The sequence below is a fragment of the Shewanella sp. DC2-4 genome, from assembly GCF_013248875.1.
In the GTDB taxonomy this organism is placed as follows: Bacteria; Pseudomonadota; Gammaproteobacteria; order Enterobacterales; family Shewanellaceae; genus Shewanella; species Shewanella oncorhynchi.
In genome coordinates this window covers 1,802,533-1,825,503 of the sequence record NZ_JABRVR010000002.1, presented here as the reverse complement: position 1 = coordinate 1,825,503, position 22,971 = coordinate 1,802,533, and the positions used below count along the sequence as shown (strand labels likewise).

23 protein-coding genes are annotated in these 22,971 nt (G+C 46.4%); 5 read left to right on the top strand and 18 right to left on the bottom strand.

Going from position 1 to position 22,971, the window contains the following annotated elements; genetic code table 11:
• The first annotated feature begins 5 nt into the window (after positions 1-5).
• Complete coding sequence (locus tag HQQ92_RS08760) at positions 6-1,397, top strand: SLC13 family permease (protein ID WP_173244666.1); 1,392 nt, start codon at positions 6-8, stop codon at positions 1,395-1,397.
• 115 nt (positions 1,398-1,512) lie between these two features.
• Here HQQ92_RS08760 and HQQ92_RS08755 read toward each other — a convergent pair whose 3' ends face one another.
• The gene (locus tag HQQ92_RS08755) at positions 1,513-3,387 is read right to left on the bottom strand and encodes a choice-of-anchor I family protein (protein WP_173244663.1); all 1,875 of its coding nucleotides are present in this window, start codon (positions 3,385-3,387) and stop codon (positions 1,513-1,515) included.
• Positions 3,388-3,839: 452 nt separating this feature from the next.
• Here HQQ92_RS08755 and HQQ92_RS08750 point away from each other — a divergent pair, with 452 nt between their 5' ends.
• From HQQ92_RS08750 to ilvN, 3 genes are all read left to right on the top strand, one after another.
• Positions 3,840-5,063, top strand: coding sequence for a multidrug effflux MFS transporter (locus HQQ92_RS08750; protein ID WP_173244660.1), 1,224 nt, complete (start codon positions 3,840-3,842; stop codon positions 5,061-5,063).
• A gap of 518 nt (positions 5,064-5,581) precedes the next feature.
• Positions 5,582-7,300 (top strand): acetolactate synthase 3 large subunit, encoded by a 1,719-nt coding sequence (locus HQQ92_RS08745; protein ID WP_105252618.1) that lies wholly within the window; start codon positions 5,582-5,584, stop codon positions 7,298-7,300.
• Positions 7,300-7,794, top strand: coding sequence for an acetolactate synthase small subunit (gene ilvN, locus HQQ92_RS08740; protein ID WP_173244657.1), 495 nt, complete (start codon positions 7,300-7,302; stop codon positions 7,792-7,794). The genes HQQ92_RS08745 and ilvN overlap by 1 nt, the downstream gene beginning before the upstream one ends.
• A gap of 100 nt (positions 7,795-7,894) precedes the next feature.
• Here the strand turns inward: ilvN and HQQ92_RS08735 are convergent, their stop codons facing one another.
• The 14 genes from HQQ92_RS08735 to trmJ all read right to left on the bottom strand — a co-directional run bounded on the left by HQQ92_RS08735 (position 7,895) and on the right by trmJ (position 18,377).
• Entirely contained in the window at positions 7,895-8,338 is a 444-nt protein-coding gene (locus HQQ92_RS08735; RefSeq protein WP_028759822.1) for an Hsp20 family protein, read from the bottom strand.
• Positions 8,339-8,700: 362 nt separating this feature from the next.
• Complete coding sequence (ndk, locus tag HQQ92_RS08730; protein ID WP_011789197.1) at positions 8,701-9,132, bottom strand: nucleoside-diphosphate kinase; 432 nt, start codon at positions 9,130-9,132, stop codon at positions 8,701-8,703.
• 197 nt (positions 9,133-9,329) lie between these two features.
• A complete protein-coding gene (locus tag HQQ92_RS08725) occupies positions 9,330-9,497 on the bottom strand; it encodes a hypothetical protein (protein ID WP_173244654.1) in 168 nt (55 codons plus the stop codon).
• Between the two features lie 217 nt (positions 9,498-9,714).
• Positions 9,715-9,912: a Fe-S cluster assembly protein IscX gene (gene iscX / locus HQQ92_RS08720; RefSeq protein ID WP_173244651.1), complete on the bottom strand. Its 198-nt coding sequence runs from the start codon at positions 9,910-9,912 to the stop codon at positions 9,715-9,717.
• A 113-nt stretch (positions 9,913-10,025) separates the two neighbouring features.
• Positions 10,026-10,931, bottom strand: a complete 906-nt coding sequence (gene rimK, locus HQQ92_RS08715) for a 30S ribosomal protein S6--L-glutamate ligase (RefSeq protein ID WP_006081851.1) — start codon at positions 10,929-10,931, stop codon at positions 10,026-10,028.
• A 157-nt stretch (positions 10,932-11,088) separates the two neighbouring features.
• On the bottom strand, positions 11,089-11,427 hold the full coding sequence (fdx, locus tag HQQ92_RS08710) for an ISC system 2Fe-2S type ferredoxin (RefSeq protein WP_006081852.1): 339 nt from the start codon (positions 11,425-11,427) through the stop codon (positions 11,089-11,091).
• Positions 11,428-11,435: 8 nt separating this feature from the next.
• Positions 11,436-13,298: a Fe-S protein assembly chaperone HscA gene (gene hscA, locus HQQ92_RS08705; protein WP_173244648.1), complete on the bottom strand. Its 1,863-nt coding sequence runs from the start codon at positions 13,296-13,298 to the stop codon at positions 11,436-11,438.
• Between the two features lie 67 nt (positions 13,299-13,365).
• Positions 13,366-13,890, bottom strand: a complete 525-nt coding sequence (hscB, locus tag HQQ92_RS08700; protein WP_012089341.1) for a co-chaperone HscB — start codon at positions 13,888-13,890, stop codon at positions 13,366-13,368.
• Between the two features lie 16 nt (positions 13,891-13,906).
• A complete protein-coding gene (gene iscA, locus HQQ92_RS08695) occupies positions 13,907-14,230 on the bottom strand; it encodes an iron-sulfur cluster assembly protein IscA (protein WP_006081855.1) in 324 nt (107 codons plus the stop codon).
• A gap of 14 nt (positions 14,231-14,244) precedes the next feature.
• On the bottom strand, positions 14,245-14,628 hold the full coding sequence (gene iscU, locus HQQ92_RS08690) for a Fe-S cluster assembly scaffold IscU (RefSeq protein ID WP_006081856.1): 384 nt from the start codon (positions 14,626-14,628) through the stop codon (positions 14,245-14,247).
• 37 nt (positions 14,629-14,665) lie between these two features.
• Positions 14,666-15,880, bottom strand: a complete 1,215-nt coding sequence (locus tag HQQ92_RS08685; protein ID WP_028759818.1) for an IscS subfamily cysteine desulfurase — start codon at positions 15,878-15,880, stop codon at positions 14,666-14,668.
• A gap of 80 nt (positions 15,881-15,960) precedes the next feature.
• The gene (gene iscR, locus HQQ92_RS08680) at positions 15,961-16,422 is read right to left on the bottom strand and encodes a Fe-S cluster assembly transcriptional regulator IscR (protein WP_006081858.1); all 462 of its coding nucleotides are present in this window, start codon (positions 16,420-16,422) and stop codon (positions 15,961-15,963) included.
• Between the two features lie 364 nt (positions 16,423-16,786).
• Positions 16,787-17,608, bottom strand: coding sequence for a serine O-acetyltransferase (cysE, locus tag HQQ92_RS08675; protein WP_028759817.1), 822 nt, complete (start codon positions 17,606-17,608; stop codon positions 16,787-16,789).
• Positions 17,609-17,648: 40 nt separating this feature from the next.
• Positions 17,649-18,377, bottom strand: a complete 729-nt coding sequence (gene trmJ, locus HQQ92_RS08670; RefSeq protein ID WP_028759816.1) for a tRNA (cytosine(32)/uridine(32)-2'-O)-methyltransferase TrmJ — start codon at positions 18,375-18,377, stop codon at positions 17,649-17,651.
• A gap of 153 nt (positions 18,378-18,530) precedes the next feature.
• Here trmJ and suhB point away from each other — a divergent pair, with 153 nt between their 5' ends.
• Positions 18,531-19,334, top strand: coding sequence for an inositol-1-monophosphatase (gene suhB, locus HQQ92_RS08665; protein WP_028759815.1), 804 nt, complete (start codon positions 18,531-18,533; stop codon positions 19,332-19,334).
• A gap of 276 nt (positions 19,335-19,610) precedes the next feature.
• Here suhB and lolE read toward each other — a convergent pair whose 3' ends face one another.
• The 3 genes from lolE to HQQ92_RS08650 all read right to left on the bottom strand — a co-directional run bounded on the left by lolE (position 19,611) and on the right by HQQ92_RS08650 (position 22,921).
• Positions 19,611-20,861, bottom strand: a complete 1,251-nt coding sequence (gene lolE / locus HQQ92_RS08660; RefSeq protein ID WP_173244645.1) for a lipoprotein-releasing ABC transporter permease subunit LolE — start codon at positions 20,859-20,861, stop codon at positions 19,611-19,613.
• Positions 20,858-21,553 (bottom strand): lipoprotein-releasing ABC transporter ATP-binding protein LolD, encoded by a 696-nt coding sequence (gene lolD / locus HQQ92_RS08655; RefSeq protein WP_173244642.1) that lies wholly within the window; start codon positions 21,551-21,553, stop codon positions 20,858-20,860. Before lolD ends, lolE begins: the two co-directional genes overlap by 4 nt.
• Positions 21,554-21,688: 135 nt before the next feature.
• A complete protein-coding gene (locus HQQ92_RS08650; RefSeq protein ID WP_173244639.1) occupies positions 21,689-22,921 on the bottom strand; it encodes a lipoprotein-releasing ABC transporter permease subunit in 1,233 nt (410 codons plus the stop codon).
• Positions 22,922-22,971 lie beyond the last annotated feature (50 nt).

The following is a 22,971-nucleotide window of genomic DNA, read 5'->3' as shown; positions in this document are numbered from 1 at the left end:
TAAACATGAAACGTTTTATTGGCGTTAAACAGCTAGCGTTTTTCAGTGCACTGTTGATCGCTACTTTACTTGCGCTTTTTCCGCTAAGTCAGCATCCCGCGGTGTTTTCCTACAGCGCAGGCGTAGTGTTAGTGACCTTGATGTTTTGGAGCACAGGTTTCTTCCCGCCCTTTATGGCGGGGTTAATCTTTTTTGCCCTTGCCACCATTTTTAAACTCATTGAGCCGAGTATACTTTTCTCCGGATTCGGCTCAACTGCGGTGTGGTTAATCATTTCGGGGTTTGTGATCGGCAGTGCCATCACTCAGTCAGGTTTAAGTCGCAGAATGGCCAGTTTGATTGCCCCCATACTGACCACAAGTTATCCACGCTTGATTGCGGGTTTGGTCTTTAGTGCCGTGCTGCTTGGCTTTGTGATGCCCTCATCCGTTGGCCGTGCTGTGGTCATGGTGCCAATTGGTATGGCGTTAGCTGAGCAAGTCGGTTTTGCTCGTGGTAGCCATGGACGGATAGGCATTGCGACCGCCTTGGCACTGGCGTGCAACATGCCCAGTTTTGCCGTGTTGCCCGCGAATATTCCCAACATGATATTAGCGGGTTCCAGTGAGAATCTATTCAATATCCACTTTGGTTATACTGAGTATCTCTTATTGCATTTTCCAATCCTTGGCTTACTCAAATCAATATTGATTGTGGCGCTAGTCGTTTTCCTATTTCCTGCAAAAATTGATAACAACCAGCCTGAACGCGTTATTGAAAAAGAAGCTTACAACCTTGATATGCAAAAGAAAGTTGCACTGTTACTGACTATTACTTTGCTCTTTTGGGTGACTGACTCGCTGCACGGCATTAATCCCGCTTGGGTAGGATTAACAACGGCTATCTTGTTATTGCTCCCCAAATGGGGAGTGCTTGAGTCTAAGAGTTTTAATAGTTCAGTGGATTTGTCGACCGTCATTTTTGTCGCGGCAGCCTTAGGTCTGGGAGCATTGGTCAATCATTCCGGGCTCGGCACTGCGCTAGGTCAACTGTTCAGTGAATGGTTACCCTTGCAGCAAGGGGCATCGTTCCTGAATTTTATGTCGTTATCGTTAATCGCGACGCTAACAGGATTAGTGGCAACGGTTCCAGGTGTGCCGACTGTGTTATCCCCCATGGCAGCAGACTTTGCCAATGCAACTGGCTTCTCCACCCCTGCGGTATTAATGACGCAGGTGATCGGTTTCTCAACCGTGATTTTTCCTTATCAGGTGGCTCCTTTGATTTTGGCGATGCAATTATCCCAAGAGCCATTAACTAAACTACTTCGCATCACCTTACCTCTAGCGGCAATAACTCTAGTTGCACTTATTCCACTGGATTATCTGTGGTGGCTATGGCTCGGTTGGATAGCCTAAACCCTCACCATTGGCGGTATTCATGCCGCCAATGGTGGATTTTAGAGCGGTTATATCAAGAACTCACAAGGCCCACGTCCAAAGCGCGATGCTCAGGTGACTGAGTAAAGCTCAATTACTTGATCTTGAGTTGGTAAACACTTGTGGTGCCACTGACTTCATTGCCTATGATTAACAAAGGATTACCGTTAGGGCTTTTATCGGCACTGACAAATTTCATCCCTTCTGGCCCTAAATCACCCGCCAATGTTGCATCACCTTTGACTGCACCTGTAGCGGTATCGACAACGAAGTCAGCTTCAAAATCACGATTCACAACATAGTCGACAAAATGCACATCAAAAGGATTAGTCACGTCATAGATCATAAAGCCAGAGGTACGTTCTAAACCAACAAAGGCATATAGTCGTTGACCAATTTGGCCTAGGGCTAAAGCTTCTGGCTCTGGCCCCTTGTCATCGCTGCGACTATCACCTTTATTTTCTTCGTTGTTATTGTTGAATTTATCCCCCAGTAGTGCGGCGGTAATACGTTCAAAATCACTGCCACTGTCAAACACTTGCTGACCATCAGCATTCCAAATCGAGAATGAACGAGCACCAAAGCTCATGACTTTGTCGTAGTCGCCATCCTTATCATCGTCCCCCATGCTCGTCGTTACCTTGAGACGCGCTAATTGGGTTTTATCTTTTGCGGCGGCAAATTGTGGGTGATTCGGGTCGAGCACTAAATCCCCTGCGCGGGCTTCTTCCGAAAAAGCCGCATAGTCACGGGAGTCACCTTCATTCGCAGTCACAATAAAGTCAGTGTTATTCCAACGGTAGCTAGCAAGGGTATCGGGTTGATACATGCCGTACACCCCTGTGTAGCTTTGCTGGTTAACAAGATTATCTTTGTCACTCGCATCAATTTTATTCACATCAAGCCCGTAATCTTTGAGGCCTAGCGGTAAAATCTTCGAGACTTTCGCATTGGCGATATCAATCACGGCAATAGCATTGTTCTCTTGTAAACTGACAAATGCACGGCGGTTATCTTGGCTAATGGCGATATATTCAGGTTCTAAATCCTGCGCCACACTCGCCATTGGGCCATTAATTTTAATGTCAGCGGTGATTTCAGTTGCACGCGCACCGCCCTGATTAAACGCACTAAAATTTATGATGGTCGCAGTAGCTGCGGGCTTACCGTCAGTAATAGCAATCAACGCAACACTGCCTTCAGGATCTAAGGTATAAGCAGGATTAGGTTCGCCTTCATTGGCCACGAGTAAGGTTTTACCATCGTGGGTGAACACTACATTATCGGGTAAAGCACCGACTTCGACGGCGCTGATAAACTGCGGAGCATCTGTGCCATTAAGCTGATAAAAAGCCACAAAACCATTGGCTTGGGTTTCATTGCCTGCAGCGTCACCACGCTCAATGGCAGCCGCTAACAAGTTGCCTGAAATACTCACGCTGTTCACGCTACCCATAAAGGTTTGACCCACATCCTTAGCAACATCGAGTTCTGCTAATTTTTCGAGATTATTCAATGCTAAAGGATCTGTGGCGTTTGATGCAGTCGCTAATAAGCTGCCATCGATAATATCGACTTTGCCGCTGATCGCATTAACCACAAAAATACGGTTTGAAGCACTATGATATTCAACAATTTCGGCGGCACTTAAGCCATAAACGCCTGTCTGATGACGACCAATTAACTCAGCCTTTAAGCTTGCAGTTTGTGGCTGGCAAACATATTGGGTTTGCGCGACCGCAATTTCATTGTCATCCAATTGTCCATTATGGTTGGCATCTAATCCGGTATCGATTCGCTGACCACCGGCGGGACAATTTGCATCACCGATAGTTAATGCGGTCACTTTAACCAGTGAATTTAAGCCGTTGTCGCCTTTATCACCTGCAGCGCCATCATCACCGCTGCAAGCACCGAGTAATAAGCTCGCCATAATGGCGGCTGCAAGCGGGAGTCGTTGTGTTTTCATCGTGTCATTCCTGAATATTTTATTTTTAGTAAGGTGAAGCTAAAACCCACTAAATTAGTCAGCATAAAAGACACCTAGATGACAAAGCAGTGACACTCAGATGACAACTAACACTTTTGAATGAAGCATATTGGAGGATAACGGCTCGAGCCGCCAAGGTTATGCCTCGATTATCGAGACTTGCTACTTAGTTACAATTTAATCGGTAAAATACGGTAAAGAAATCATCGCAAAGATTGGTTTATTTGTCCTAGCGCTTTACTATGCTATTGCTTAATGCCTTACCGTGAAAATTGATCGAAGCACAATTCACTTTTCCCCAAACACTGCCAATTAGCGCAAGATGCTGGCTAAAAATGGACGGATTAGAGTGAATTGTCCTAGTACAATTTAAACCACGCCGCATAACCCTGAGAAATACGCTTTCTATTCTTTCGCCACCCGAGGTAACAGTGGACCCACAATCACAACCTTCTGCCCATAACGGTAGACGTATACCGAATTTAGCACTGCTTATTCCCATGCTAGCGGCGATTGTCGCGATCACACCATTGGCCATCGACATGTACTTACCTGCGATGTCGACATTGGCCCTTAGTTTTCATACCGATATCACAACAGTGCAACAATCCCTGAGTATCTACTTAGCAGGTTATGCACTGGGCATGTTGTGTTTCGGTCCCTTAGCTGACCGCATTGGCCGTCGCCCTATGGTGATAATGGGGCTGAGTGGCTTTATGCTAACCAGTTTACTGATTGGTTTTGCTGGTCAAGTCGAAGTCTTTCTTGGGCTACGCTTTTTGCAGGCCTTTATCGGCGCAGCAGCGACTGTGGTGGTACCGGGATACATCAAAGAAGTCTATGGCGATAATACCGCCAAAGGTATGTCTTACGTGAGTTTAATCATGATGTTAGCGCCATTATTGGCCCCTAGTATTGGCAGCGTGATCTTAGAACTCGGTGATTGGCATTTAATCTTCTTCATTCAATCTGCCTATGCCGCGACCCTGTTATTACTCGTGCTGTTTGCGCTAAAAATGCCCAGCGATAAAGATATGGATACCCGCAGCCAAAAATCGTTTCTTGGTGCCTATGCGACCGTATTTTCCCGACCTGGCGTTAAGTTGAACATTGCCAGCGGCGTGTTAACGTCTTTTGCGTTTTTCTGTTATCTCACCGCATCCCCCTTCGTTTATATGGAAGTCTTTGCCTTAGATAAATCCTATTTTGCCATCTTGTTTAGCACCAACGTTGGTGCCTTGATGTTGGCCAATATCATTAATACTCGCATTGTCGGCCGCTATGGTTCGCTGCGTATGTTGCACGTATCGACCTTTTTTGGCGCTATTGCGGGAGCTGGTTTATTAACCGTCAACCTACTGGATATGAGCTATCATTTTACCGTGATCATGCTTATTCCTTTGATGGGCAGCCTAGGGGTGATGTCGGTCAACGCCGATGCGATAGTGCTGATGAAGTTCAAACAAGAAACCGGAACGGCAACGGCGGTTATTGGCACCTTAAGATTTGGCTGTGGCGCATTAGCGGGGCCGTTATTAGCGGTGTTCTATGATGGCACAGCAGTGCCCTTCTCTGCCCTCATGTTAGGCTCTATTGTGTTAGTCGGTATTTGCCAATTTAATCGTCCAAAACATCAAATACAGCCGACGGTTTAAGGATCTATTTTTAAGGACCCATGGATACCAATGCCACATCGGCAACACATGTTTGATCGCGTGAAAACAGCGCATTGGCTTTCACTAATGTAGCAAATAAGTAATATTTAATCGCAACTGTTAAGTATCTGCTTATCTAACGTCCCACACCAAAACGGCACTTTTAGTGCCGTTTTTGCTTTTTAAGTATCTAACAATCTGAAAAATATAAGATAAACTCATAAATCAGCCTAGATTACTTGGCGATTCCAGCAAGTTATCCAGCCATTCAAACGTGAAATTGTTTCAAGTTGGTTATTTTTTACATAAAAGGCTTGAAATGTTGTTTTTTTTGAATATGATGAAATTCTGTTCATTGCAACAGTTGCTGCATCCTAAGGATGAATCACTTGTCTTCTACGAAGTCAGTTCAGCATTTCGGAGTCTGAATTACCCTTCAGGCTTAATTTTTAGAGCGATTACCGTCGCTGTAACAAAATACTGTTTACCGTAACGGTACTATGCAATAGGAGTTCCACATGGAGATGTTATCCGGCGCCAGCATGATAGTGCGTTCTTTGATTGATGAAGGCGTAAAGCACATTTTTGGCTATCCTGGCGGTTCAGTTTTAGATATCTACGATGCCCTGCACGTTATCCCAGGTATTGAACACATACTCGTTCGCCACGAACAAGCTGCCGTGCATATGGCTGATGGTTATGCCCGTGCTACGGGTAAAGTGGGCGTGGTATTAGTCACTTCAGGACCCGGTGCCACCAACGCGATTACCGGTATTGCCACCGCCTACATGGACTCTATTCCCCTCGTCGTATTATCGGGTCAAGTACCGAGCAACCTTATCGGTAATGACGCCTTCCAAGAATGCGATATGATCGGTATCTCTCGTCCTGTGGTCAAACACAGCTTTTTAGTTAAAGATCCCACTCAAATCCCTGAAACAATAAAAAAAGCCTTTTATATTGCCTCTACCGGCCGTCCTGGGCCTGTGGTCGTCGACCTGCCAAAAGATTGCTTAAACCCAGCGCTGCTGCACGAATATATTTATCCCGAAAGCGTGAAAATGCGCTCATACAACCCGACAACCTCGGGGCATAAAGGACAGATCCGTCGTGGACTACAGGCACTATTAGCGGCTAAAAAGCCTGTGCTCTATGTCGGTGGCGGCGCCATTATCTCGGGTTGTGATAAGCAAATTTTACAATTAGCTGAGAGATTAAATATTCCCGTCGTCAGCACACTCATGGGACTGGGGGCTTTTCCAAGTACCCACAAAAACAGCCTAGGCATGCTAGGGATGCACGGTCGCTACGAAGCCAACATGACTATGCATAACTGCGATTTGATCTTCGGTATTGGTGTGCGCTTCGATGATAGAACCACTAATAATGTGGAAAAATATTGCCCGAACGCGACCATTTTGCACATAGATATCGATCCCTCGTCTATTTCAAAAACTATCCACGTCGACATTCCCATCGTAGGGTCGGCCGACAGTATTTTAGACAGCATGTTGACACTGTTAGATGAATCGAACGAGCACAATGACAACGATGCCATCGCCACTTGGTGGAATGATATTGAGCAATGGCGCGGCCGCGATTGTCTGGCCTATGACAAAAACAGTGGTCGCATCAAACCACAGCAAGTGATTGAAACCTTGTATAAGCTAACCAATGGCGATGCCTATGTCGCCTCTGATGTTGGCCAGCACCAGATGTTTGCCGCCTTGTACTATCCGTTCGATAAGCCGCGCCGCTGGATCAACTCAGGGGGTCTAGGCACCATGGGGTTTGGCCTACCCGCCGCGATGGGGGTTAAAATGGCGATGCCTGATGCCACGGTTGTCTGTGTCACGGGTGATGGTTCAATTCAGATGAACATCCAAGAGCTATCAACCGCACTGCAATATGATACGCCGGTTAAAATTATCAACTTAAACAATCGTTTCCTTGGCATGGTTAAACAATGGCAGGACATGATTTACTCTGGCCGTCACTCACATTCCTATATGGATTCAGTACCTAATTTTGCCAAAATTGCCGAGGCCTATGGCCATGTAGGTATGACGATAAGCGATCCCGCCGAACTTGAGTCAAAAATGGCTGAAGCGCTGGCGATGAAAGACAGACTGGTCTTTATCGACATCATGGTGGATGAAACTGAGCACGTGTACCCCATGTTGATCCGCGGTGGTGCGATGAATGAAATGTGGCTGACTAAGACGGAGAAATGCTAATGCGTCGAATTATATCTGTATTATTAGAAAACCAATCCGGCGCCCTGTCTCGTGTGGTCGGTTTGTTTTCACAGCGCGGTTATAACATTGAAAGTTTAACGGTGGCGCCAACGGACGATATCACACTGTCGCGGCTTAACATCACGGTCGTTGCCGATGAAATGGTGTTAGAGCAGATAGAGAAGCAGCTACATAAGTTAATCGATGTGTTAAAAGTTTCGAATATTACCGAGTCTGCTTATATTGAACGGGAATTAGCCCTTATCAAGGTCCGCGCCCAGGGCGAGTTTAGGGAAGAAGTTAAACGGATGGCGGACATTTTTCGCGGCCAAATTGTCGATGTCACCGCCAATTTATATACCATCCAAATGGTCGGCACATCAGAAAAACTCGATGCGTTTATTAATGCGCTAGGTGAAGTGACTAAATTGGTCGAAGTCTCTCGCTCCGGTGTGGTGGGTTTGGCTCGCGGCGAAAAGGCCATGAAAGCGTAACTTTCTCACGGAAATCTCGCGGACATTTTTTGCGTGAACACAAAAACATCAAGGGGAGCATTATGCTCCCCTTGTTTTTAGGTAGTTACCACAGTGTCAATTATGACTGGCTGTCTAGCAAGCGCGATGAAGTGATCTCGATTTTGCGTGGTTTCAACGCTTCAGGGATTTCACGCACTAAATCAATATTGAGTAAGCCATTTTCTAAACTTGCGCCGAGCACAGTGACATAGTCTGCCAGTTGGAAAGTTCGCTCAAAACCGCGTTCCGCTATGCCTTGGTACAAGTATTTACGCTCGGTTTGGCTTTCAGCTTTGTTGCCTTTCACCAGTAATTTCTCACCTTCACTGCTGATCTCAAGTTCATTCATTGAGAATCCGGCCACGGCCATAGTAATGCGATAGCGATTTTCGCCTAATAATTCAATGTTATATGGGGGATAGCCAGTATTGCCATTATTAGCGGCGGCATGTTCTGCCAGCTGAGCTAAACGGTCAAAACCAATGGCACTACGGTACAGGGGAGCTAGATCATAATTACGCATATTCATATCCTTGCCTTAAGCAATATGGAGAATTGGCGGACGGTTTTCACGATGAAAACGCTTGTAGAGTCTGCCGAGTTAAATCTTCTGTCCTTACGGCACAGAATTCACACTAGGATCCTCATCGAGCGATCCTGAAATAGATATAAGGACGGGAGAGAAAATTTCAAGCAAGAAAATTAAAAAAATGTGCAAAATTTAAAAAGACTAATAAAAACAAAATTTTATTAAGTTTTAACACTTTGAATTGACGTGTGATTTGTATAAAGGGATTAGCGTCATTGCAATATGGAAATCTATATTCGCTAAATTGCAGCCAATAAAAAAGGAGCCTAGGCTCCTTTTTCAGTCTTAGCATCGAATTAACGAGTGCGTGGACACAATTCTTCAGCGCTGAAGAAGTAAGCAATTTCACGAGCAGCAGATTCAACAGCATCTGAACCGTGAGCCGCGTTTTCGTCAATGCTTTCTGCGAAATCAGCACGGATAGTACCAGGAGCCGCTTGAGCTGGATTAGTTGCACCTAAAATTTCACGGTGAGCTAAAACAGCGTTTTCGCCTTCTAATACTTGGACCATGATTGGACCAGAAGTCATAAATGCAACCAGAGCACCGAAGAAACCGCGCTCGCTATGCTCAGCATAGAAACCTTCAGCTTGTTCTTTGGTCAGGTGTAACATTTTAGCTGCAACGATCTTAAGACCAGCAGTTTCAAAACGATTGTAGATAGCACCGATGTGGTTTTTTGCAACAGCATCTGGCTTGATAATAGAAAATGTGCGTTCGATCGCCATAACTAGCTTCCTTTGTCAGCAAGTTTAAAAAATTCGCGCGGATTATACGAAATTTAAAAGCTAAATCCTATCTTTATAGCAAATTAGTCTGAGATATTGCGCACATTCGCTTTATTCGTAATCAGTTTGATCACACAAAATACCCCGCTAGGAGGATAAATCCTTAGCAGGGTTCATTAACTCATTAAAAAATGGGATTATTTTCTATTTTTTGCCCAAATACCAGCCCATGCAATCAAAGCGACTAAAATGACTGCGGGTGCAAGATCTAACAAGTGATGGAATAAACCGACACCGCCATGACCTGGATGAGCCCAAGCCATTGAAGGGACAAGTATACATAACAATACAAGCAAAAGTTTCATGTGAACATCCTTGCAGTTGCGATAATAAAGTTAAGCCATATAAATGCCTTAACCAATATACAACAAATTACGATATCCACTGAAAATGAACTTGACTGTGATCAAACTCTCGCGAAATATTCTCTGCGCCACTGCAAATACGTGAGGTAAATCACCTTAGTTAAACGTCAAAAGGACAAGATGCCTCACATAAAAAGCCGTACCACAACTGTGCTCACTACTTTTCATCAATCCAACACTGCTGAATTGCTTCCAGTATTTTTTCATTGCAATGCTTAGGATCATCTGCAAAATCATTCAAAGCTAACACCCACTCATACAGTTGGGTGAAATACAGCTGAGTGGGATTCACCTCTGGGTGTGCTTCGAGTAATTCCAACGCAATATCTAACGAATCTATCCAAGTTAATGTCATCGTTTTCCCCTATTCGGTTCGCTTGAATGGGTAAGCTAGTGCTTAACGCCGTTACCCATAAGGAGGTGAATCAAGTGTTGATATTCCGTAGTCAATACTCGACACCAAGGGTGCTAACCCTGTGCTTGCGTCACCTTTTTTACTTTAATCGCATTTTTTTCAACAAAATCAATAATAGCACCCGCCACATCTTTCGTGGTGGCGCCTTCAATTCCTTCAAGACCGGGTGAGGAGTTCACTTCCATGATCACAGGACCGTGGTTTGAGCGTAGCAAATCAACCCCTGCCACATTCAATCCCATCGTCTTCGCCGCACGAATAGCCACAGAGCGCTCTTCAGGAGTTAGTTTGACTAGACTCGCCGTGCCACCACGGTGCAAATTAGAGCGGAACTCACCGGGCATAGCTTGACGTTTCATGGCGGCAATCACTTTATCGCCGAGCACGAAACAGCGAATGTCTGCGCCGTTGGCTTCTTTGATATATTCCTGCACCATGATGTTGGCTTTCAGGCCCATAAAGGCTTCAATCACGCTCTCAGCCGCTTTGCGGGTCTCGGCTAATACCACGCCAATGCCTTGGGTGCCTTCGAGTAATTTAATCACCAGAGGCGCGCCACCCACCATATCAATTAAGTCTGGAATATCACTCGGTTTATTGGCAAAACCGGTAATAGGCAAACCAATACCGCGGCGTGACATCAGCTGCATAGAACGCAATTTGTCCCGTGAGCGGGAAATTCCAACTGAATCATTTAAGGCATAGACGCCCATCATCTCAAATTGGCGCAACACCGCCGAACCATAAAAGGTAATCGACGCCCCAATACGGGGGATCACGGCATCAAATGCAGGTAACTCTCGCCCGCCAATGTGGATACTCGATTGCCGCATGTTGATATTCATATAACATTCAAGGGGATTGATTACATGTACTTCATGACCACGTAATTGAGCCGCTTCAACGAGTCGCTTCGTTGAATATAACTCTGGCCCTTGCGATAAAATCGCTATTCTCATTTGGTCTCCGGCAACCATTAATTTTGAGCGCATAATACGCCTGCGCAAGGATAAATCAAACAACTAGAGGCATAGACAAGATTAGTTGCACAAATGCTCAACGCCAAAAGCAAAAAACCAGTCACGTGGACTGGTTTTAATCATTATCGAAGCAATATTAATTGCCTTCGCTAACCATGTTAACCGTGTATTTAGGGATCTCAATCACCATGTCAGTGTCGACCACTTTAGCCTGACAAGATAGACGGCTTTCGGGCTCGAGTCCCCATGCTTTGTCTAACATGTCATCTTCTAGCTCATCACTTGGCTCAAGATCATTAAAGCCTTCACGCACGATACAGTGACACGTCGTGCAAGCACAGGACTTTTCACAGGCATGCTCGATATTGATGCCATTACGCAGCGCAACATCGAGAATGGTCTCACCAACATTCGCCTCAAGCACAGCGCCATCAGGGCACAACTCGGCATGGGGAAGAAAGACTAATTGGGGCATTACATCACCTATATGTTGTCGATCGACTGGCCTTTGAATGCCACTCGAATAGAATTGTCCATACGTCTGGCAGCAAAATCTTGGGTTTGCTCATCCAGTTTTTCAATCGCGAGTTTAATCGCATCGGCATCATCGCCCGTAGCCACTTGCGCCACATTGGCCATAGTAGCATCGATCTGAGCACGCTCATCGGCATTCAGCAAATCGCCATCCTTCGCTAACGCGGCATGTAAAGACTCGAGTACCCTCGCCGCCTCCACTTGCTGCTCAGCCAGCATACGACGACCGATATCGTCTTTAGCATACTTCATCGAATCTTTCAGCATAGTGGCAATTTCAGTATCCGATAAACCAAAAGACGGCTTAACTTGAATACTAGACTGCACGCCGGTGGATTTCTCCATCGCCGTCACGCTAAGTAAACCATCAGCATCCACTTGGAATGTCACCCGAATGTGCGCAGCGCCAGCGGCTAACGGCGGAATACCCTTTAAGGTAAAACGCGCCAGTGAGCGGCAATCGGCAACGAGCTCACGCTCGCCCTGCACCACATGGAATGCCATGGCCGTTTGACCATCTTTAAAGGTGGTAAATTCCTGCGCCCGTGCAACCGGAATCGTGGTATTACGCGATACCACTTTTTCCACTAAGCCGCCCATGGTCTCTATGCCTAATGACAAAGGGATCACATCGAGCAATAACAAATCCGATTCGGGTTTGTTACCCACTAAAATGTCGGCTTGAATGGCCGCACCAATGGCGACAACACGATCGGGATCGATAGATGTCAGCGGTGGTTTACCGAAGAAAGCTTCGACTTGTTCACGCACTAATGGCACGCGCGTTGAACCGCCAACCATCACAGTTTCAAGCACTTCATCCGTCGTCACGCCCGCATCACGCAGGGTACGGCGACAGCTGGCAATCGTCTTTTTCACCAATGCCGCAATCATGGCATCAAATTCAGCTTTAGTAACGATTTGCGTCAGTTCAGTACCATCGGCAAGGATCACTTTCGCTTCAGTTTCTGCTGCATCAGTTAAGGCTTCTTTAACTCGACGCGATTCAATCAGCAACTGACGACTTAATTGTGAGTCGATGTCGCTAAGCTGCCACACTTGCTGCATATGTGCTTGCAGTAAATGATCGAAATCATCGCCGCCAAGCGCTGAATCACCACCAGTGGCTAACACTTCAAATACACCACGATTCAAGCGCAAAATAGAAATATCAAAAGTGCCGCCACCTAAATCATAGATGGCAATCACGCCCTCTTGCTTAGAATCTAAGCCATAGGCAATCGCAGCAGCCGTCGGTTCATTCAACAAACGTAGCACTTTAACACCCAGCAAAGCTGCGGCATCTTTTGTGCCTTGGCGCTGAGCATCGTCGAAATACGCAGGCACAGTGATCACCACACCTTGCAGTTCGCCGCCTAAGGTTTTTTCAGCGCGGGCGATCAGCGGGCGTAAAATCTCCGCAGACACTTGCACGGGATTCACTTGGCCTTGGGGAGTCACAAATAAAGGTAAACCGTTTTCGCTTTCGGCAAACTCGTAGGGCAATGATTGCTCGCCAGCTTTAATATCCGCTAGGCTGCGGCCCATAAAACGCTTTACCGAAACGATCGTGTTTTGCGGATCCTGCGCCGAACTCAACGCCGCAAGTGCGCCGACTTCGACTGAATCTTGGGTATAACGCACGATAGAAGGTAATGAATGCTGTCCAAGTTCGTCCGGCAGGGTTGCCGTCTCTCCACTTCGAACGGCCGCCACCAAAGAATTGGTCGTACCTAAATCGATGCCAACGGCAAGTCTATGTTGGTGCGGCGCGGCACTTTGACCGGGCTCAGCTATCTGCAAAAGGGCCATATATATCCAACTTAGTAATGCCAACTCAAGCGTACTTGAGTCAGCAAAGTAACATAAACACGGAAAATCAATCTAACAGAGCGTCTTCGACTCTGGTCAACTCGTCGTGTAATTTTGCCATAAATTTGAGTTTGCGAACTTGATCTGCCGCTAACAATGCATCTTCAGCCTGCTCACTGGTTAACAGTTGAGTCAATTGCTGAGTGAGTTGCGCGCGGTACTGCGCAAACGATTGATATAGCTCGTCAATACTCGCTTGAGGATCGGCACTATCGCGTATATCTTCTAACGCCTCGCGCCATTCCATTTGCTGCATCAAGAAGCCAGTATCTTTCACTGTCGTGGTTTCATGGCTTAATTCAATACCACGCAGCGATAACATATGCTCGGCGCGGCGAATGGGATCTTTTAAGGTTTGAAAACCATCATTGACTTGCGCCGTGCGCTGCACCGACAGCAATTTTTGCTGCTCAGTATCATTGGCAAATTTATCGGGATGAACCGCCCGTTGCAGTTCGCGATAGCGTTCTGCAAGTAAGGCGGTATCAATATCGAAGGCAGGGGAAAATTTAAACAGCTCGAAATAATTCATGCGTCAACTTTAGCGGTTAAACAGTGAAACTCTCACCACAACCACACTCACCTTTTGCGTTAGGATTGTTAAATTGGAAGCCTTCATTCAGCCCTTCTTTAACAAAATCCAGCTCGATCCCTTGAAGATAGATAAGGCTCTTGGCATCTATGATGATTTTCACATCTTCGATATCAAACACTTCATCGTCATCATTTAAAGAATCAACGAACTCAAGTACATAAGCCATACCAGAACAGCCTGATGTTCTTAAGCCGAGACGCAGGCCTACACCTTTGCCTCGGTTGACTAAGAAAGATCTGACACGATCGGCTGCCGCTGGGGTCATTGTAATCGCCATCTTAACTCCAGATGTTACTTAGCTTGTTTCGATTTGTACTCGTCGATAGCAGCTTTAATGGCATCTTCAGCCAAAATTGAACAGTGGATCTTCACTGGTGGCAATGCCAATTCTTCAGCGATATCCGTGTTTTTGATCGCCGCAGCTTGTTCGATAGTCTTGCCTTTAACCCACTCAGTTACCAGTGAGCTAGACGCAATCGCGCTACCACAACCGTAGGTTTTGAACTTAGCATCTTGAATGATGCCATCAGCACCAATTTTCAACTGAAGTTTCATCACGTCACCGCAAGCAGGCGCGCCTACCATACCGGTCACGACCGAAGGATCGTTTTTATCAAAAGAACCAACGTTACGTGGATTCTCATAATGATCTATCACTTTTTCACTGTAAGCCATGGTACTGCTCCAAAATTATCTATTGTAAAGGTCAGAATTAATGATGTGCCCATTGAACTTGGTTCAGGTCGATCCCATCTTTAAACATTTCCCACAAAGGAGACATTTCTCTTAATTTATCAATAGATTGAGTAATAACTTCGATAGCGTGATCGATTTCTTCTTCGGTTGTGAAACGGCCGATTGAGAAACGAATTGAGCTATGTGCCATTTCATCATTTAAGCCAAGTGCACGTAATACGTAGCTAGGCTCTAGGCTGGCTGAGGTACAAGCCGAACCCGATGAAACCGCTAAATCTTTCAGTGCCATCATTAACGACTCACCTTCAACATAGTTGAAGCTGACGTTGAGGCTACCGCTAACACGGTCAATCGCATCGCCATTGATATAGGTTTCTTCAATGTGCTTGATGCCATTCCATAATTTGTCACGTAATGCACCGATACGCGCGTCATCAGAGGCCATTTCCGCTTTTGCGATTGCAGCAGCTTCACCTAAACCTACGATTTGATGCGTTGGTAACGTACCGCTACGCATACCGCGCTCATGACCACCACCGTGCATTTGCGCTTCTAAGCGAATGCGTGGCTTACGACGAACATATAGTGCGCCGATACCTTTAGGGCCATACATTTTGTGGCCAGAAATAGAGATCAAATCCACTTTAGTGGCTTGCACATCGATAGGCACTTTGCCTGCACTTTGCGCCGCATCCATATGGAAAATGATGCCTTTTGAACGGCATAGTTCACCGATTGCATCGATATCGTGGATAACACCAATTTCGTTGTTCACGTGCATAATGCTGACAAGGATAGTGTCGTCACGCATCGCTGCTTCTAAACGTTCCATAGGAATGATGCCGTTAGCCGCAGGCTCTAAATAAGTCACTTCGAAACCTTCACGCTCTAATTGGCGACAAGTATCGAGAACCGCTTTATGTTCAGTCTTACTGGTGATGATGTGCTTGCCTTTCTTGTGATAGAAATGAGCAACACCTTTTATCGCTAAGTTGTTCGATTCCGTCGCGCCAGAGGTAAACACAATTTCGCGGTGATCGGCGTTAATTAACTCGGCAACTTGGTTGCGAGCAATATCCACCGCTTCTTCGGCTTGCCAGCCGTAGCGGTGTGAACGTGAGGCCGGATTACCAAAGATGCCGTCCATTGTCATGCATTGGAACATCTTTTCCGCGACTCTAGGATCAACAGGCGTGGTGGCGGCATAATCTAAATAGATAGGAAGCTTCATAACACACTCCGTACTGAGCAGTCTCTGGTAGAGGCTACATACAACGTACAAAAATTATTTTTATATATAACAAAGTGCCGCTATAAACTGACTCTTTGTTCCTTTTGCATAGTGTCTTGCTTAAGTGAGATAAATTGCACATCTCGCTTCTGCATCAAGCCGGCAAGACTGATACCATCTAAAAAATCGGAAATTTGTTTGCTTAAATCGCCCCAAAGTGAATGGGTTAAGCAGCGAGTTCCACTCTGACAATTGCCAAGTCCTTGGCAACGAGTCGCATCGACAGACTCGTCTACAGCATGGACAACCATGCCGACTGAAATATCATTGGCTTCTAGGCCTAAGCGATAACCACCGCCCGGTCCACGTACACTGGCCACTAAACCGTGTTTTCTTAGCTTAGCGAAGAGTTGTTCCAGATAGGAAAGCGAAATCCCTTGTCTTTCAGAGATATCCGCTAAGGGAACTGGTCCCGATGCTGAGTGGATTGCCACATCTAGCATAGCGGTTACTGCATAACGACCTTTTGATGTAAGTTTCATAACTACCATAGCTCCCGAAGAGGTATGCTTTATTTCAACATACCCGAGTAATTCAGTCAAGTATTAAAACCTACTAAAACACTCAAGTATTGAGTGTGCGCATAACCAATACCCTTTCATCTGGGTGGGGTATTTAACCTGTTTCCGGCTTAAGATTCAATGCTAGAGCGCCAATTAATCGACATCTAGCACGATATAAACGCAGGATAAAAGTGATCTCGGTACTATGGCGCGATCAAACTCTGGTTTGATCGCAATATGCGCCTTTACAACAGGATAAGCTAAAGTAAAACGCTAAACGAGACCCTTGTAAGGGTCAGCCCTTAAGCAAGTTAGACCGCTAAGTTGAACCATTTCTTGAAACTTAGATACTCGGATCAAACTCATCTAATGCACTATGGCGTTTTTCCGCTGCCGCTTTTTCTGCATCATTAAACTCGCCCATATCAAGCTCTGGCAGTTTTTCAGTGCAGACATTGCCACCCAGCCCTTGAATGGCTTGACACAACTCTTGAACTTTCGAGTCCATCAAATGCATGTGATCGAGCATCTGCCCTATTGCATTGGCCACCGGATCGGGATTATCCGGTGATACCGCGTACGCATCGAAGCCATATTTTTTTGCCATCGCGCTGCGGCGTTCAGTTTTCTCTTTCGATTGCGGTGACGGTGTAGCCACCACGCGCCCAGGAATCCCCACAACCGTGGTATCTTTGGGCACATCTTTCACCACAACAGAATTCGAACCCACACGCGCACCATCGTGCATGGTAATAGGACCGAGGATTTTTGCCCCTGCGCCCACCACCACGTTATTGGCTAACGTAGGGTGACGTTTCCCCGCCTGCCAGGTGGTTCCACCAAGCGTGACACCGTGATAAAGGGTGCAATCATCACCAATCTCAGCCGTTTCACCAATCACAACGCCCATACCGTGGTCGATAAAAAATCGATGACCTATGGTTGCCCCAGGATGGATTTCAACCCCTGTCAACCAACGGGAAAACGTCGATAAACAACGTGCCGTTAAGCGCCAATCGCGCTTCCATAGCTTATGGCTTATCCGATGCAACCAAATGGCATGCATGCCTGGATAGTTAACCAAGATCTCAAACGCGCTACGCGCCGCAGGATCACGGTGATATATAGATTCAATATCTTCTTTTAGCCTAGCTATCACGCCCATTGTTTATCCTTCGCGATTAGTGTTAATTATTAAGGTTTGGCTATTTTTCTTTAGAACCCGCCACTTTCTCAATTGACGTCAAAATACCCCTGAGGATATTCATTTCCTGACTCTCAATCCGTGCACGACTAAACAAGCGGCGAAGTTTCATCATCACTTGTCCAGGATGGTTCTTTATGATAAATCCAGTTGATAACAGTGTCGTTTCAAGGTGTGCGAAAAAACGTTCCTGATCGGCAGCCAAGGGATACTCAGTCAGCTCTTCTTCGGCAACGTCTTTTTGCGCGAGATGGGCAACGCGGGTTTCATAACAAATGATTTGTACGGCTTGCGCCAGATTAAGCGAGCTGTACTCTGGATTTGCAGGGATAGCCACATGATAAGTGCACTGTTGCAGCTCTTCATTGCTTAAACCATGGTTTTCACGGCCAAACACAATCGCAACAGGGCCTTTAAGTGCCTCGGTCGCTAATTTCACCCCAGCTTGTCTTGGCTCTAACATGGGCCAATCTAAAGTGCGACTGCGCGCGCTGGTTGCAATCACTAGACTGCAATCGGCAATCGCTTCAGCAAGTGAATCCACTTTCACAAGATGTTTCAGAATATCCGATGCACCCGCGGCTAATGCTATGGAATGACCATCGGGCTCAACCCGTGGTTCTGCAAGATACAGAGTAGACAGACCCATAGTCTTCATCGCTCTGGCAGTAGAACCAATATTGCCGGGGTGCGAAGTCCCCACTAAAACCACTCGAATATTACTTAGCATGAAACAACTTAATTTAATTCATAAAACGTTGGGGACGAATATTATCACAGCCATTGCCGAATGCTTATATGAAAATCGGTATTTGATATAACTATCAAATCGAGTATAATACCGCCCGCTATTTTAACGTTCTTTAACATCCAGGGGATTGCAATGCATCCGATGCTGACGATTGCTGTACGCGCTGCCCGCGCGGCCGGCCAAACTATTATGCGCGCCTATACTGAACTTGACCGTATCGAAGTCAGTTCAAAAGGTATCAACGATTTTGTTACCAGTGTAGACAAGGAAGCAGAAGCGACAATTACTTACCAAATTCGTAAATCTTACCCTGATCACACTATCGTGGGTGAAGAGAAAGGCGAAAACCGCGGTGAGAATAAAGACTATGTTTGGATAGTCGACCCTCTGGATGGCACTAACAACTTTGTTAGAGGCATTCCCCACTTCGCGGTTTCTATCGCTCTGCAATACAAAGGCAAGACTGAAGTTGCCGTTGTTTACGATCCTGTCCGTGAAGAACTCTTTACCGCCGTCCGTGGTAAAGGCGCAAAACTCAATGATTTCCGTCTGCGTGTTACCAACGTGAATGAATTAGCACCTACTATGATTGGTACTGGCTTCCCATTCAAGGCGCGTCAACACACTGAAACTTACATGGCTATTTTCGGCGAAGTCTTCGGCCAATGTGCTGACTTACGTCGCGCAGGTTCTGCCGCATTAGATTTAGCCTATGTTGCCGCGGGTCGTTTGGACGGTTTCTTTGAAATCGGCTTAAAGCCATGGGATATCGCTGCTGGCGATCTGATTTGCCGCGAAGCGGGCGGTACTGTGACTGATTTTACTGGCAACCATAACTATTTGGTTTCAGGCAACATAGTTGCTGGCTCGCCTAAGGTGACCACAGAATTAGTGAAGATCATGCGTCCATTATTGAACGAAGGCTTAAAGCGTTAATCAAGATTAACACTTAGCTTTAAATAAACGCATAAAACAGATACAAAAAAAGCCAGTGGTAATCTCTTTAAGAGCACCCACTGGCCTTTTTGTTTATATGGTTTTCATTCTAAAGCCTTAAGTACTCGAGTCATCAAGTCCTCAGTCACCACAATATCGTATTTAGAAATAGTATAGTAATTAAGCAATAGTCATTGGGAAGAAAGGAGTGTCCTGAAAACATCTGCACTGATTTCAGCCTAAATCGGCTAACAGGACGAACAACCACTTATCCAGTTATCTACCCGCTAACGCTTGTGCTGGTGCAATTTGGCTCGCCTTCCAAGCGGGATACAAAGTCGCGATTAAACTCATCACAAACGCCATCACAATCACCAGTACTGCATCCGAAACATGCAACTCAGACGGTAAAAAATCGACAAAGTAAACATCGGCCGAGAGCAGTTGAATACCGAGTAACTGCTCAACTGAGCTCGCAATCGCACTTAAATTCAGCGCCACACTCACGCCGATAATGCCGCCAAGACCACAGCCAAGCAGACCGTTTAACGCGCCCTGCACCATGAAAATCCCCATCACAGCCAAACGACTCAAGCCCATGGTCATCAAAATCGCAATTTCGGACGCTTTATCCCGCACCGCCATGACTAAGGTGGAGACGATGTTAAAGCAGGCCACACCAATCACCAACACTAAAACTAAATACATCACAGTACGAACTAACTGAATATCTTGATATAAATGCCCTTGAGTACGGGTCCAGTCACTGATATACACAGACTGCTTTTGCGCATAACCGAGTTCGCGCACTTTTACTGGTGCATCAAACACTTTATCGACGCTAATACGCACACCCGTTACACCGTTATTCATGTTCAAGATCTGCGCCGCGTATTGCAATGGAATATAAGCGGTTGTCAGTTCAAGCTCGCCGCCCAGATGATAGGTGCCTGACACCACAAAACGATGGCTCTTCGCAGCACGTAAACTACCTGCCGCGTCGGGATCGATATCCTGCACATATAAGGCCAGCGTATCACCCACCTCAAGCCCCAACTTAGTCAATAAACTCTCGCCAAGGACGATATGATTCTCATCTTGGCTCAGACTCTGCCAGCTTGCATCACTCATAAACTGTGACAAAGTTGAAACCTTCGTTTCTTCTTTCGGATCAATACCCACCACGGCTAAGCCTTGAAAACCACCTGGCTTCTGCACTAAACCTTGCATGCGGATAAAGGGGGCTGCACCACGAATACCTTCAATTTGTAGCGCACCTTGCGCAACACTCTGCCAATTGACGATAGGTTCGTCCACCCCGACAATGTCCGCCTGTGGCACTACACCCAGTAATCTTTGCTCTAGCTCTCGCTCAAAACCATTCATTGCAGACAGAACTATGATCAATACCGCCACACCTAAAGCGATACCGGCAGTCGATGCAAAGGAAATAAAACTAATAAAACTGTTGGATTGGCGGGCGCGATAAAAACGCCAACCAATGGATAGGGCTAACGGTCCTTTCATACTTGGGTTTCCGCCGCTAATTGCAAGTAACCGTTTTTCATCATCAGTTGGCGGTCCATACGGGCAGCCAATTTATGATCATGGGTCACCACCACAAACGCCGTACCTAACTGATCGGCCAGCTCGCGGATCAACTCATAAACCGCATCGCCGCTGTTGGCATCTAAGTTACCCGTAGGTTCATCGGCCAACACCAGCTTAGGTTGATTGATTAGCGCCCGCGCGATAGCGACGCGCTGACGCTCCCCTCCCGACAGCTCGGCGGGAATATGCGTCATACGATGCCCTAGCCCTACCCGCTCCAATAAGACTTTGGCATCGGCGAGCGCTTGTTTACGATCTTTACCTTGAATAAATGCCGGCATAGCGACGTTTTCTAGCGCAGTGAATTCAGGCAATAAATGATGGAATTGATAGATAAAGCCAAGATCTTGATTGCGGATCTGCGCTTGGCGTGCACTAGACATTTGGTATAAATCTTCGCCTAGCAACAAGACTTTGCCCGCGGTTGGCTCATCCAAAGTCCCCATAATATGCAGCAGTGTGCTCTTACCTGAGCCTGAGCTGCCGACAATCGCCAACTGCTCGCCCTTGAACACCTGCAAATCGACATTAGACAACACTTGCGTGGTCACGGCGCCATCATGGTAACTCTTACTGACACTCTGCACTTGCAGTAACACGTCTTGCATTGAAGTTCTCTCTTAAACATGCTTTGGCATCAATTTATTTCATTAAATCAATGCATTAAATTATTTTCATCTTGGCAAACCATCACTCACGGATGAATGCCCATGGGTGACGACTATTCGTAAAAGCTCACGAGTTTACTCGTATCTCAACGCAGTTGCAGGTTGCACTCTGGCCGCACGCAGCGCGGGATATAAGGTCGCCAACAAGGTGACCAATAGCGTGCCTATCACGATCACTGACAACTGCATCAACTCCAGTTTTACTGGTAAACTCTGTCCCGCACCTAAAATCGAAATGCCTAAGGTCGTCATAATGCCATTCAGATTCAAAGTGATAAGTATACCTACCGCGAGCCCAAGCACTAAACCAAGTACAGCATTGAGCGAACCCTGCACCACAAAAATGCCCATCACGGCGGGCGTGGTTACGCCTTGGGTTTTTAGCACTGCCACATCCGTGGTTTTATCGACCACCATCATCACTAGCGCCGAGACGATATTAAATGCGGCCACGGCCACAATCAGGCTCAGCATCAGTGACATCATGTTCTTTTCCATTTTTACCGCACCAAACAAGTGACCATAGGTATCACGCCAATCGCTAGTTGTTACCTTAATATCTTGTTTAGCGAGAACATCCTGCACTTTAGACGCTAAAGCGGGCGCACTAAAGGGATCGGTTAAATAGAGTCTAAGCTGATCAATAGCCTCACTCGGTTGACGCATTAGACGCTTTGCATCTTGATAATGGATATATGCAACGCCTGCATCAACCTGAGAGCCCATTTCAAAAATGCCAGATACCAAGAACTTACGTTGACTCGGCACTGGGCCTAATGGGGAGTACACCACACCATCACCACTCAATAATCGTACCGTATCACCGGGAGCGACTTTGAGTTGCCGTGCGAGCTCAGCTCCTAAAATCACCTTGAAGTCGCCACTCGCCAACTGTTCAAATGCACCTGAGTAAGTGTGCTGCGCAACGGAGGATAACTTTTGCGCTAATTCGGGAAACACCCCATAAACCTGCACAGCGCGAATATTCGACGCCGATTGCACCATGGCCTGCGTCGATACGCTCGGTGTAACGCCTAACACGCCCGGTAAGGCTTTAAGCGCACTCGCCTGCTTTGTCCAATCGACTAATGGCGCTTCGCTATAAAGGGTTAATTGTGGCACGGCACCTAAGATACGTTGCTTAAGTTGGCCTTCAAGGCCATTCATCACTGAACTGACAACGATCAGGGCTGCAACGCCTAAAAAAATGCCCGACACGGCAAATAAGGTAATGAACGACGCGAACGCGTTCGCTTTTTTGGCCCGCCAATAACGGTAACCAATATAGAAAGGGAATCCTGGATTCATTGAAAGAGGGTTGCGTCCTGTGTGCTGAACTTGCTAAATCATGAAGATGG